The following is an 11,739-nucleotide window of genomic DNA, read 5'->3' as shown; positions in this document are numbered from 1 at the left end:
TCGCCGAAGGGCCGTGCCTCCCGTCATCGGGAGAAACGGCCCTTCGTACTGTCTCAGACGTCCCGCCGCCTCAGCGGCGTCTTGTCGGAAGCGACGTCGGACGCGGTGTCAGAAGCGACGCGTGATCAGCGCCCGCTTCACTTCCTGGATCGCCTTCGTGACCTCGATACCGCGCGGGCAGGCGTCCGTGCAGTTGAAGGTCGTGCGGCAACGCCACACGCCGTCACGGTCGTTGAGGATCTCCAGGCGCTGCTCCGCCGCCTCGTCGCGCGAGTCGAAGATGAAGCGGTGGGCGTTGACGATCGCGGCCGGGCCGAAGTACTGGCCGTCGTTCCAGAAGACCGGGCACGAGGAGGTGCAGGCGGCGCAGAGGATGCACTTCGTCGTGTCGTCGAAGCGCTCGCGGTCCTCGGCGGTCTGGAAACGCTCGCGCGTCGGCTCGTTCGTGTCCTTCGTGATGAGGAAGGGCATGACGTCGCGGTACGCCTGGAAGAACGGCTCCATGTCGACCACGAGGTCCTTGAGGACCGTGAGGCCCTTGATCGCCTCGACCGTGATCGGCTTCTCGGGGCTCAGGTCCTTGATCAGGGTCTTGCAGGCGAGACGGTTCTTGCCGTTGATCCGCATCGCGTCCGAGCCGCAGATGCCGTGGGCGCAGGAGCGGCGGAACGTCAGGGTGCCGTCCTGATCCCACTTGATCTTGTGGAGGGCGTCGAGGACACGCTCCTTCGGGTCGATCTCCAGCTGGAAGTCTTCCCAGTTCGCTTCCGCCGAGACCTCGGAGTTGAAGCGGCGGATGCGGAAGGTGACCGTGATGTACGGGGAGTCGGCGAAGCCGGGCTCGGGGGTGCCGGCCGTGTCGGCCTTGTCCAGGGTGGGGGTTGCCATCAGTACTTACGCTCCATCGGCTGGTAGCGGGTCTGGACGACCGGCTTGTAGTCGAGACGGATGGACTCGGTGCCGTCGTCGCCCACCTCGCGGTACGCCATGGTGTGGCGCATGAAGTTGACGTCGTCGCGGTTCGGGTAGTCCTCGCGGTAGTGACCGCCGCGGGACTCCTTGCGGGCCAGCGCGGACACCGCCATGACCTCGGCCAGGTCGAGCAGGTTGCCCAGTTCGACGGCCTCCAGGAGGTCGGTGTTGAACCGCTTGCCCTTGTCCTGGATCGAGACGTTGAGGTAGCGCTCGCGCAGCTCCGCGATCTTCTCGACCGCCGTCTTGATCGTCTGCTCGGTCCGGAACACCATCACGTTGGCGTCCATGCACTCCTGCAGCTCCCGGCGGATGTCGGCGACCCGCTCGGTGCCCGTGGAGTTGCGCAGCCGCTCGACCTGCGAGACGACCAGCGACGCGGGCTCCTCCGGCAGCTCGACGTAGTCGGCCTTCTGGGAGTACTCGGCCGCCGCGATGCCGGCCCGCTTCCCGAACACGTTGATGTCCAGGAGGCTGTTCGTGCCCAGGCGGTTGGCGCCGTGCACGGAGACACAGGCGACCTCACCGGCGGCGTACAGGCCGGGGACGACGGTCGTGTTGTCGCTCAGCACCTCACCCTCGACGTTCGTCGGGATGCCGCCCATCGCGTAGTGCGCGGTGGGCTGGATCGGGATCGGGTCCGTGTACGGCTCGATACCGAGGTAGGTGCGGGCGAACTCGGTGATGTCGGGCAGCTTGGCGTCCAGCTGCTCCGGCGGGAGGTGCGTGAGGTCGAGGTAGACGTGGTCGCCCTCGGGGCCGCAGCCGCGGCCCTCGCGGATCTCCGTGTAGATGGAGCGCGAGACGACGTCACGGGACGCGAGGTCCTTCATGACCGGCGCGTACTTCTCCATGAAGCGCTCGCCGTCCTTGTTGCGGAGGATGCCGCCCTCACCGCGGGCGCCCTCCGTCAGCAGGATGCCCATGCGCCAGATGCCGGTCGGGTGGAACTGGAAGAACTCCATGTCCTCCAGCGGCAGCCCGCGACGGTAGACCGCGGCCTGGCCGTCACCGGTCAGCGTGTGCGCGTTCGACGTCACCTTGAAGAACTTGCCGGTGCCGCCGGACGCGTAGATCACGGCCTTCGCCTGGAAGACGTGGATCTCGCCGGTCGCCAGTTCGTAGGCGACGACACCGGCCGACCGCTTGACGCCGTCGACCTCGGTGATCAGCTGGTCCAGGACGTAGAACTCGTTGAAGAACTCCACGCCCTCCTTGACGCAGTTCTGGTACAGCGTCTGGAGGATCATGTGGCCGGTGCGGTCGGCCGCGTAGCAGGAGCGGCGGACCGGGGCCTCGCCGTGGTTACGGCTGTGACCGCCGAAGCGGCGCTGGTCGATCGTGCCGTTCGGGGTGCGGTTGAACGGCAGGCCCATCTTCTCCAGGTCGAGGACCGAGTCGATGGCCTCCTTCGCCAGGATCTCGGCGGCGTCCTGGTCGACCAGGTAGTCGCCGCCCTTGACCGTGTCGAAGGTGTGCCACTCCCAGTTGTCCTCCTCCACGTTGGCCAGCGCGGCGGCCATGCCGCCCTGCGCGGCGCCCGTGTGGGAGCGGGTGGGGTAGAGCTTGGTCAGCACGGCGGTGCGGCTGCGCTTCGTCGACTCGATCGCGGCGCGCATACCGGCGCCGCCCGCGCCGACGATGACGGTGTCGTACTTGTGGATCTTCATGAGTGGTTGCCTCAGCCCCGTGCCTAGCGAATGTTCGGGTCGAAGGTGAAGATCACCAGCGTGCCCAGCAGAATGGTGAACACCGTGGCGGTGTAGAGCAGGCCCTTCAGCCACAGCCGGGTGTTCGCGCGCTCCGCGTAGTCGTTGATGACCGTGCGCAGGCCGTTGGCGCCGTGCAGCATCGCCAGCCACAGCATCAGCAGGTCCCAGACCTGCCAGAACGGGGACGCCCAGCGGCCCGCCACGAAGGCGAAGCCGATCTTGGAGACGCCGCCGTCGAGCACCAGCTGGATCAGCAGGTGGCCGATGACCAGGACGACCAGGACGATGCCCGACAGGCGCATGAACAGCCACGCGACCATCTCGAAGTTGCCACGGGTGGACTTCGGGGTCTTCTTGGTGCGCTTGCGCGGGGCCTCGATGAGGGGGGCCGGGTTGTCGACGCTGTAGAGGGACTCGCCCTCGACGGGGCCGATGCCGGACGCGGTGGTTTCAGTGGTCGACATCGGCGTCAGCTCCCGAACAGTTCACTGGCGGCGTGGCCGAGCACGGGGTAGATCGCCCCGAGCATCAGCACGACCCACACGCCGACGACGGTCCAGAGCATCTGCTTCTGGTAGCGCGGGCCCTTCGACCAGAAGTCGACGGCGATGACGCGCAGGCCGTTGAGCGCGTGGAAGAGGATGGCGGCGACGAGGCCGTACTCCAGCACGGCGACGATCGGTGTCTTGTACGTGGCTACGACCTTGTCGTAGTCCTCGGGGGAGACACGCACGAGAGCGGTGTCCAAGACGTGTACGAACAGGAAGAAGAAGATGAGGACGCCGGTGACTCGATGAGCCACCCAGGACCACATTCCTTCCCGGCCGCGGTACAACGTTCCAGCCGGCACGGAAAACCCTCCGGGAGCGGGGATTGGGGCCGCCGGCTTCGGCGTCGGACGGGCCCGGCCGGGTACGGTCCACCGGCCCCCAGCATCGTAGCGACGTGTTGTCGGGATGCTGACGGGGGCCCTGCCGGTGTGATCAAACTGGCACGCGGATGGGGGAGCGCTGGGGGCTACTGGGGTGGGGTGCCCCGGTTTGTGCCGGGCGCGGCGGCGTCGTGGCTGGTCGCACCCCGCGGCGGGGCCGCCGTGTCACGGCCCTGTGCCCCGAGCACCTCGACCAGACGTCCCCTCGCCAGGCGCCGGAGTTCCTCCGCGGCCACCACCCGCTCCTCCTCGGGATCGTTTGCCAAACGTGACCGGATGCCCGCCAGAACGTGGTTCAGGGCCTCCCCGGCGGCCAGACCGTCCAGGCAGATGACGAACTGGTGTCCGAATCGGGCCTCGTAGGCGGCGTGCGCCGCGCCCAGGGCCATGTGGGCGGCCTCGTAGGCGTCGTCCGGCAGGGCCGGCAGGGTCTCGCCGGCCAGGGCTTCCGCCAGGTCCGTCGTGGTGAGGTCGTACGCCGCCTCGTCGGAGGCGGCCAGCAGGGAGTCCAGGTTCGGGTAGGGGCGGTGCGCGGCGATGCGGGTGGCCCAGCGGAGGCTGCGGAGACAGCTGAGGAGGGTGTGCCGGATCTCGTCGGCGGGAGCAGAATTGAAGTGCTCCAACGGGGCGGGCGAGCCGGGCGTGTCCCGGGTCTGTCCGGGCAGCGACGGTATGGCCACTCGGCCAGGGAGATGTGTGGGCGTCACGTGGGTTTCGGCAGAGAGTGATGTGAGAGAGGTGATGCGAGAGATGTGGCGTCACGTTATCGAGAGCGGACATCGAGTGTCCGACAGATGCCCGAATTTCATCCGAACGGGAGAGTTTCGGAACGTGTGGTGGACGCGACCCCCTCTCCGAAGGGCCTAGGTTGGCGCTGTGAGTCAGCACGGACGGAGTCAGCACAGGCGGAGTCAGCACCGGCGCCGGACACCGGCGAAGAACGCGTTGACGCAGACGTGGGTGCTGATCGTCGCCGTGGTGGTCGTGACGGTCGCGGCCGGGGTGAGCCTCGGGCTGCTGGCCGCCGGTGGCGACGGTGACGGCGACGGCGGTGAGCCGGCGGGGTCGGCCCAGGAGCAGACGTCGTCCCAGGGCGCTTCGGCCGCCTCGAAGACCCCGAGCCCGACCCGCTCCTACCCGCTGTCCAAGACCCCCCGTACCGTCCCCGCCGTCCGCTCGCACACCCCGGCGCGCGGTCCCGGCTGGCAGCCCGACAAGGGCGAGCGGGTCGTGGTCAGCGACGGGGACCTCGCCGACGAGGGGCGGCTGCTCGCCGGCGAGCTGGGGCTGACCTACGCGGGCGAGAAGGACGACGTGCGCGCCGGGGACGTACGGCTGGCGCTGGGCGACGACGAGGGCGCGGACCCGGAGTCGTACACGATGACCGTGCGCGGCGGCCGGGTGACCATCAGCGGGCCCGCGGACGCGGGCGTCTTCTACGGCACGCGCACGCTCAAGCAGGAGGTGCACGGCGGCGGCAGGGCGCCGGAGGGTGTCGTGCGGGACGAGCCGGCCAAGCCGGTGCGCGCCTTCATGCTGGACATCGCGCGCAAGCACTTCACGGCCGACTGGATCGAGGACCGGGTCCGTGAGCTGGGGGACCTGAAGTTCAACCAGCTGGGGCTGCACTTCTCCGACGACCAGGGGTTCCGGATCGCGTCCGACTCCCACCCGGAGATCGTGTCCAAGAAGCATCTGACCAAGGCGCAGGTCGAGAGGATCGTCGCGCTCGCGGCGAGCCGGCACATCACCGTGGTGCCCGAGATCGACTCGCCGGGACACCTGGGCGCGGTGATCGCCGCCCACCCGGACCTCCAGCTGCGCAACGCGCGGGGTGTGGCGACGCGCGGCGCGGTCGACATCTCCGACCCGGACGCCGCCGAGATCGTCGACGACCTGCTGAACGAGTACGCCGACCTCTTCCCCGGCGGCCAGTGGCATCTCGGCGGCGACGAGTACCAGGCGCTGACGGTGACCGACCCCGAGGCGTCCTACCCCCAGCTCGCCACCGCCGCCGTCGAGGCCCACGGCTCCGGCGCGAGCGTCGCCGACCTCACCACCGGCTGGCTCAACGACCGCGCCGACACGGTCCGCGCCCACGACAAGAGTCCGCGGGCCTGGAACGACGGGTTCTTCGCCGGTACGTCCGTGCGGGCCGACAAGGACATCCAGGTCGCCTACTGGACGGGCAAGGAGATCGGGGCGCGGCTGCCGGCCGAGTATCTGAGCGCGGGGCGCGAGCTCGTCAACTACAACGACGAGTTCCTGTACTACGTCCTCGGGCAGCCGCAGACCTTCGTCTATCCGACCGGGCAGCGGATCTACGAGCAGTGGACGCCGCTCGTGGTGCGCGGCACGCAGGCGGTGCCCGCGCAGTACGACGACCAGATCCTCGGCGGCTCCTTCGCGGTCTGGTGCGACCTGGCGGACTCACAGACCGAGGAGCAGGTCGCGGCCGGCATCCGGATGCCGCTCCGGGCGACCGTGCAGAAGCTGTGGGACTCGGGTCGGCCGGAGCTGTCCTGGACGCAGTTCAAGGCCCTCGCGGACCGGCTGGGCTGACCGGCCGGGCACTCGGAGGCGTACCCAGGGGCGCGTCGGGGGCGGATTGCCCCGTCCGGCTGCGAACGACCGTACGAATGTGGTGTATTCGGGCCGAGCCGTACGGAGCGCAGCCAGGGGGAACCGGAATGGGGTACTGGGGATATTTCGTCGTGGGCCGCGGGGAGCGTCCGCTCGCCGAACGGGAGGCCCTGGCGGGCGTCGAGGGCATGGCGCGGCGGGCGTCGGCGCCGGGCGGGTGGCAGGTCTGGGAGTACCCGAGCGGCGACGGCGAGATCGGGAGCATGAACGCCCTCGCCGTCGAGACCGGGGCGCCCGCGCTCTTCGGGTACGTCATGGACAGCGCGGCCGTGGTCGTGGAGGCGGCGGCGCCGGAGAGCGGGGCGTGGACGACGTGTCTGGCCCGGGAGGCCATGGCCACGTATCTCGGGGCGGGCCAGGAGGGTCCGGCCCTGGAGGACTACTTCCTGGAGCCGCGGGACGCCGCCGAGCGGGCCGTCGCGTGGGCGGCGGAGGCGGGGCACGAGGTCTCCGCCGAGCCGGTGTTCGACGTCCTGACCGCCGACCCCGACCCCGCGGCGGACCTGTCGGCCGAAAACCTGTTCTTCCGGCTGCTCGACCGGCTCGGCGTGGTGCCCCTGTGACACTCCCGGGCCCTCGCGCGCAGTAGGCGCAGTAAGGGAGAGCGCGGGCTGCGCGCGGTGGTGTCGCGGCGGGCCCGGGGACGCGGGCGGGGCTGAGCGTCCGGTCCCGCGCTCGCCACGGGCGTAAACCCCGTTTCCTGAGAGAGTCCTGTGACCGTCCTGGGGCGGGGTGGGGCGGTGGTGGGGTGGTCCTGCGCCGGTTCCCGGCACCCCCCGGATCCGGGTGACGAAACGGAACGCGATCACGCTTTTCTCAGGTGTGACCACTGTGACGACACATCAGGAAACGACCAGGCCTTCCGCCGCCGCCAAGCCCGTGCGGTGGGCTGCGGACGCGGTGGTGACCCTCCGCGAGGGCGCGCGGCTGCGGCTCGACTACTCGGCGCAGAGCCTGTGGAGCGCCGACCGGATGGTCGAGGAGATACGACGGGAGGGCGCGCCGTACGCCGCCGTGGAGGTGGTGCTGCGCGGGCTCGGGGCGTACGCCGGTGAGGTGATCGTCCGTGAGGTCGGCGCCGAGTGGTGGGCGTCGGGCGGCGAGCACTGGATCCGTACCCCCGACGGCCGCCTCTGGGACCCGATCGACGAGGCCCGCCGGTGCTTCGCCGGGGACGGGTCGCTGCGGCTGCTGTGCCGGGACGCGACGGGGACGGGGACGGCGCGACGGTAGCGGCGGACTGTGCGGGGTACCGGCCGTGGTGACACTTCGGAGGGGTCCGGCGCTGAGCACCGTGGGGGGCGTGGACAGGGGCGGCCGGATCGGCACCGCGCGGATCCGCCGCCGACCGCGGCAGGGACGAGGACGGTTCTTGGGCCAGGGAGGGGAACCCCGCCGGGTGCAGGCGTACGACGGGGAACTGGGCGCGGCCGTCGCGCGGGCCCAGCAGGGGGACGAGGCGGCCTTCGCGGTCGCCTACCGGCTGGTGCAGCCGGGGCTGCTCGGGTACGTGCGCGGACTCGTCGGCGACGACGCCGAGGACGTGGCGTCCGAGGCCTGGCTGGAGATCGCCCGGGACCTCGGCCGGTTCAAGGGCGACGGGGCGGGGTTCCGCGGCTGGACCGCGACCATCGGCCGGCACCGGGCTCTGGACCACCTGCGCCGCCGACGGGTGCGGCCCCGGCCCGCGGTGCTCGAACAGGACGTACTGGAGCTGCCCGATCCGCACAGCACCCACGACCAGGCGCTGGAGGCGATCTCCACGGAACGCGCCCTCGAACTGGTCCGCGGCCTGCCGCACGACCAGGCCGAGGCCGTCCTGCTCCGGGTCGTCGTCGGTCTCGACGGACCCACCGCCGCCCGTGTCCTCGGCAAGCGACCGGGCGCGGTACGCACCGCCGCGTACCGGGGACTGAAGCGACTGGCCCACCGACTGGGCGCCGACGGCGTGGACGGCGACGGGACTTACGTGACCGGTACGACCGGTACGGTCGGCATCGCCGACACGACCGGCACGGACCTGGACGGCACGGGCCAGGACCCGCGGCCTCTGGGGGAGCCGACATGACGGGTGGGCGGGACGGCGATGACGCCGGGTCCCTGGAGGGGCTGCTCGGCGCCGCCATGCGGGAGGGCGGCGTCGATGCCGAGGCCGAGGGGCGGGCGGTGGCGGCTTTCCGGGTGGCCCGGGACGAGGGGGCGCATCGGGCGCGCACCCGGCGCCGGGACGACTGGCGGCCCCGCGCGTAGCGGAGGGCCGGGGGCGGGGGAAGCGGCCGGGATCCGTCGAGCACCCGGGGGCGTGGAGCGAGCCGCCAAAGCAACGGCCGGAGCCGCCACCCCCCACAGGAGAGGCCCCGGCCGTCGCGCGGCACGGGCCGCGCGGCGGCCCGTACTTCCTTCAGCGCCGAGAGTGCGTTTTCTGTCACACCCCCGCCGAGTACCCGTGCGCGCCCCCTTCGTGTTCCGTGGGGCATCACGAGGTTGTTGCATCTTGTACGGACATGGACGAGCAGCGGTTTCAGGTCGTAACGTGCCTTTCGCGCCGGGCGCGGAAGTTGCACGACCACTGCAACGATCGGCGGCTGGCAGCCGCGACCAACGACTGAGGAACCACGGTGCTGGGGGACGACGCGGAGCTGACGGCCGCCGTGCTTGCCGCACAGGACGGGGACGAGACCGCGTTCCGGACTGTGTACCGCACGGTGCACCCGCGGCTGCTCGGGTACGTGAGGACGCTGGTCGGCGATCCGGACGCCGAGGACGTGGCGTCCGAGGCCTGGCTGCAGATAGCCCGGGACCTGGAGCGCTTCGGCGGGGACGCGGACCGGTTCCGCGGCTGGGCCGCCCGGATAGCCAGGAACCGCGCGCTGGACCACATACGCATGCGGGGACGCCGGCCCGCGATCGGCGGCGACGAGGCCGAGCTGACCGCCAGACCCGCCGACTCCGACACCGCGGGCGAGGCCATGGAGTCCCTGGCCACCGACAGCACCCTCTCCCTCATCGCCCGGCTGCCCCAGGACCAGGCCGAGGCGGTGGTCCTGCGGGTGGTGGTGGGCCTGGACGCGAAGACCGCCGCCGAGACGCTCGGCAAGCGGCCCGGTGCCGTACGGACGGCCGCGCACCGCGGTCTGAAACGGCTCGCCGAACTCATCGACGAGGACGCGGAATCGGTCGGCGGGCTGGATGCCCTGCCGCCCCAGTGGGAGCCGCGAGAACCGCGGGGACACGCGGTGACGTCCGCGAGTGTGACGCAAAGCGTCGCGCGGACGCAGAAGGACATGTGATGGCCGACGAGCAGTACAGGTGGCTGGACCGCGAGACAGCGGAACGTCTGCTGAGCGGGGAGTCCCTCGAAGCTGTCGACACGGCCGACCGGGACCGGGCCGAACGCCTCGCCAAGACCCTTGACGCGCTCTCCGTGGACGCCCCGCCGACCGGTGCCGAACTCCCCGGCGAGGCCGCCGCGTTGGCCGCCTTCCGCAAGGCCCGCGCCGACCGTGTGGACGACTGGGTCGGCGACGGGGCCGGTGCGGACGCCGCCGCCCGGACCTCCCCGGGCAACCGGTCCCGCGGCCGTTCCTCCGACGCCGGGCTCGTCCGCATCGGCGGCGAGTCCCCCGACCCCGGCGGCGCACCGGGCCGCCGCCGGGCCGGCCCCGCACGGTTCGCCCTGGCCGCCGCGCTGGCCGTCGGCATGGTCGGCGGGATCGCCGCCGCGACCGGCGCCGGACTGCTGCCCTTCGGTGAGGGCGAACCCGACCCCGCCGCCTCGGTCTCGGCCGCGGTGACCCCGGACCGCCCGCTGGTGTCACCCTCACCGCGGACCCCGGACAGCGTGCCCACGCCCGACGGCGAGACCGGCGACACCGGGCAGGGCTCCTCGGACGACACCGCCCGCGGCGGCTCGGTCACGCCGGACGACCGCGACGGCGCCGACGGCCGGGACGACCGTGGCGGCGGCGCGTGGAGCGGTGCCGCCTCCGCCTGCCGGGCCGTGCGCGACGGCGACGAGCTCAGCGCCGGCCGTAGGCGCACCCTGGAGGGCGCGGCCGGGGGCTCCCGGAGGGTGTGGACGTACTGCAAGGGCGTACTGGCCACCGGCGCCTCCGACGAGAACGCCACGAGCGACGGCCGGGGCGGCAAGGACGGCCGGGGCGGCAAGGGAGATGCGGACGCCCGGGACACCCGGGACGACAACGACGTCAAGCGGGACCGCGACAACCGGGACGACCGCGACGACCGGGACGACCGGGACTCGCATGGCTCCGGCTCCGGCTCCGGCGACTCGTCCTCCGGCGGTCACGGCAACGACCACCACGCCGACGGCGGCCTCACGACCCTGCACGGCTCGACGCCCGGCCCCACATACAGCGCGCTCTGACCGGATCAAACGCCTGACCTGCGCTTTTCCAGGGGCGAGCGATGCCCGCAGGGGCCGGTTCGCGGCCGGTGTGACGTTTTCGGACGCGGTGACGCAGTACTGAGTGAGCCGACTGGTCATCGGCCGACGCACAGAGCCGGGGTTCCCCCCGTACCCACGGCTCGTGCACCTCGGCGCGGGCGGGACACGTTCCCCCGGTCCCGCCCGCGCCCCGCACGTCCTCCGCCCGCCTCACCAGTGGACGACGACCTTGTCGCCGTTGCGCACCTGCCGGTACAGGTCCGCGACCGCCCGCTCGTCGCCGACGTTGACGCAGCCGTGCGAGGCGCCCGCGTAGCCGCGGGCCGCGAAGTCGGACGAGTAGTGCACCGCCTGGCCGCCGCTGAAGAACATCGCGTACGGCATCGGCGAGTCGTAGAGCGTCGACACATGGTGACGGGACTTCCAGTAGACGCTGAACACGCCCTCGCGGGTGGGGGTGCCCTGGGAGCCGAAGCGGACCGACATCGTCGACACCGTCCGCCCGTCGATCATCCAGCGCAGGGTCCGGCTCGACTTGCTGACGCACAGCACCCGGCCGGTCAGACAGCGCGGGTCGGCCGCGTCGGCCGGCTGCCCGCCCATCAGGTACAGCTCCCAGTGGCCCGGTTCGTGGGTCATCCGCAGCAGCCGCTGCCAGGTGACGGTGTCGGTCGTGCCGGTCCTCGGCAGGCCGCGTTTGCCCTGGAAGCCCTTGACCGCCTGCGCGGTCAGGTCGTCGTAGGACCCGGTCGGCCCGTCGAAGAGCCAGGCGACCTGCCGCAGCCGGGCCTGGAGCTCCCGCACGTCCCGGCCGCTGTCGCCCCGGGACCAGAGCACGGCGGGCGCGGGCGCGGGTTCGGCCTCGGAGTCGTCCTCGGGATCCTTCTCGGCGGGAGTGGCGCTCGCCTCGGCGTCGTCCCGGGGTGTCGAGGGCGTGCCGCTCGGGAGCTCGATGCGCACCGGCGCGCGCTGCTTCCCGTCCTCGCCGCCGTCCGCGGACTGCACCGTGCAGGCGCAGAGCGCGGTCAGGGCCAGGACCGGGGCCAGTACCGCGACGACCGATCTCCCCATAC

The 11,739-nt window shown here is 71.8% G+C and carries 13 protein-coding genes; 7 read left to right on the top strand and 6 right to left on the bottom strand.

Annotated elements, in window-relative coordinates; genetic code table 11:
• Window positions 1-108: 108 nt before the first annotated feature.
• The 5 genes from ACZ5VD_RS36590 to ACZ5VD_RS36570 form a co-directional block, all read right to left on the bottom strand.
• Window positions 109-888, bottom strand: coding sequence for a succinate dehydrogenase iron-sulfur subunit (locus tag ACZ5VD_RS36590; protein WP_468547480.1), 780 nt, complete (start codon window positions 886-888; stop codon window positions 109-111).
• Window positions 888-2,642 (bottom strand): succinate dehydrogenase flavoprotein subunit, encoded by a 1,755-nt coding sequence (gene sdhA / locus ACZ5VD_RS36585; RefSeq protein ID WP_468547479.1) that lies wholly within the window; start codon window positions 2,640-2,642, stop codon window positions 888-890. The genes ACZ5VD_RS36590 and sdhA overlap by 1 nt, the downstream gene beginning before the upstream one ends.
• 23 nt (window positions 2,643-2,665) lie before the next feature.
• Entirely contained in the window at window positions 2,666-3,148 is a 483-nt protein-coding gene (locus tag ACZ5VD_RS36580) for a succinate dehydrogenase hydrophobic membrane anchor subunit (RefSeq protein ID WP_468547478.1), read from the bottom strand.
• Between the two features lie 5 nt (window positions 3,149-3,153).
• Complete coding sequence (gene sdhC / locus ACZ5VD_RS36575; protein WP_468547477.1) at window positions 3,154-3,534, bottom strand: succinate dehydrogenase, cytochrome b556 subunit; 381 nt, start codon at window positions 3,532-3,534, stop codon at window positions 3,154-3,156.
• Between the two features lie 167 nt (window positions 3,535-3,701).
• Window positions 3,702-4,322 (bottom strand): 2-oxo-4-hydroxy-4-carboxy-5-ureidoimidazoline decarboxylase, encoded by a 621-nt coding sequence (locus ACZ5VD_RS36570; RefSeq protein WP_468684781.1) that lies wholly within the window; start codon window positions 4,320-4,322, stop codon window positions 3,702-3,704.
• A 238-nt stretch (window positions 4,323-4,560) separates the two neighbouring features.
• On the opposite strand from ACZ5VD_RS36570, the gene ACZ5VD_RS36565 reads away from it, so the two are divergent.
• The 7 genes from ACZ5VD_RS36565 to ACZ5VD_RS36535 all read left to right on the top strand — a co-directional run bounded on the left by ACZ5VD_RS36565 (window position 4,561) and on the right by ACZ5VD_RS36535 (window position 10,645).
• Window positions 4,561-6,177, top strand: coding sequence for a beta-N-acetylhexosaminidase (locus ACZ5VD_RS36565; RefSeq protein WP_468684779.1), 1,617 nt, complete (start codon window positions 4,561-4,563; stop codon window positions 6,175-6,177).
• A 128-nt stretch (window positions 6,178-6,305) separates the two neighbouring features.
• Entirely contained in the window at window positions 6,306-6,821 is a 516-nt protein-coding gene (locus ACZ5VD_RS36560; RefSeq protein ID WP_468547474.1) for a hypothetical protein, read from the top strand.
• 268 nt (window positions 6,822-7,089) lie between these two features.
• Window positions 7,090-7,491 carry a hypothetical protein gene (locus ACZ5VD_RS36555; protein WP_468684777.1) on the top strand — a complete coding sequence of 134 codons (402 nt, stop codon included), beginning with the start codon at window positions 7,090-7,092 and terminating at the stop codon, window positions 7,489-7,491.
• A 139-nt stretch (window positions 7,492-7,630) separates the two neighbouring features.
• Window positions 7,631-8,326, top strand: coding sequence for an RNA polymerase sigma factor (locus ACZ5VD_RS36550; RefSeq protein WP_468684775.1), 696 nt, complete (start codon window positions 7,631-7,633; stop codon window positions 8,324-8,326).
• On the top strand, window positions 8,323-8,508 hold the full coding sequence (locus ACZ5VD_RS36545; RefSeq protein WP_468547471.1) for a hypothetical protein: 186 nt from the start codon (window positions 8,323-8,325) through the stop codon (window positions 8,506-8,508). Before ACZ5VD_RS36550 ends, ACZ5VD_RS36545 begins: the two co-directional genes overlap by 4 nt.
• 368 nt (window positions 8,509-8,876) lie before the next feature.
• Window positions 8,877-9,548, top strand: coding sequence for an RNA polymerase sigma factor (locus ACZ5VD_RS36540; protein ID WP_468547470.1), 672 nt, complete (start codon window positions 8,877-8,879; stop codon window positions 9,546-9,548).
• Window positions 9,548-10,645 carry a hypothetical protein gene (locus ACZ5VD_RS36535; protein WP_468684774.1) on the top strand — a complete coding sequence of 366 codons (1,098 nt, stop codon included), beginning with the start codon at window positions 9,548-9,550 and terminating at the stop codon, window positions 10,643-10,645. Before ACZ5VD_RS36540 ends, ACZ5VD_RS36535 begins: the two co-directional genes overlap by 1 nt.
• Window positions 10,646-10,876: 231 nt before the next feature.
• Here the strand turns inward: ACZ5VD_RS36535 and ACZ5VD_RS36530 are convergent, their stop codons facing one another.
• On the bottom strand, window positions 10,877-11,737 hold the full coding sequence (locus ACZ5VD_RS36530) for a L,D-transpeptidase family protein (protein WP_468684772.1): 861 nt from the start codon (window positions 11,735-11,737) through the stop codon (window positions 10,877-10,879).
• Window positions 11,738-11,739 lie beyond the last annotated feature (2 nt).

The sequence above is a fragment of the Streptomyces sp. NPDC032822 genome, from assembly GCF_055578825.1.
The sequence above is the reverse complement of the archived record's forward strand: the minus strand, read 5'-3'. Positions and strand labels throughout refer to the sequence as shown.

What these genes read in the sequence shown, in the direction of transcription:
- ACZ5VD_RS36590 (WP_468547480.1), bottom strand. Translation starts at nt 888, where the DNA reads ATGGCAACCCCCACCCTGGACAAGGCCGACACGGCCGGCACCCCCGAG.
- sdhA (WP_468547479.1), bottom strand. Translation starts at nt 2,642, where the DNA reads ATGAAGATCCACAAGTACGACACCGTCATCGTCGGCGCGGGCGGCGCC.
- ACZ5VD_RS36580 (WP_468547478.1), bottom strand. Translation starts at nt 3,148, where the DNA reads ATGTCGACCACTGAAACCACCGCGTCCGGCATCGGCCCCGTCGAGGGC.
- ACZ5VD_RS36560 (WP_468547474.1), top strand. Translation starts at nt 6,306, where the DNA reads ATGGGGTACTGGGGATATTTCGTCGTGGGCCGCGGGGAGCGTCCGCTC.
- ACZ5VD_RS36545 (WP_468547471.1), top strand. Translation starts at nt 8,323, where the DNA reads ATGACGGGTGGGCGGGACGGCGATGACGCCGGGTCCCTGGAGGGGCTG.
- ACZ5VD_RS36535 (WP_468684774.1), top strand. Translation starts at nt 9,548, where the DNA reads ATGGCCGACGAGCAGTACAGGTGGCTGGACCGCGAGACAGCGGAACGT.
- ACZ5VD_RS36530 (WP_468684772.1), bottom strand. Translation starts at nt 11,737, where the DNA reads ATGGGGAGATCGGTCGTCGCGGTACTGGCCCCGGTCCTGGCCCTGACC.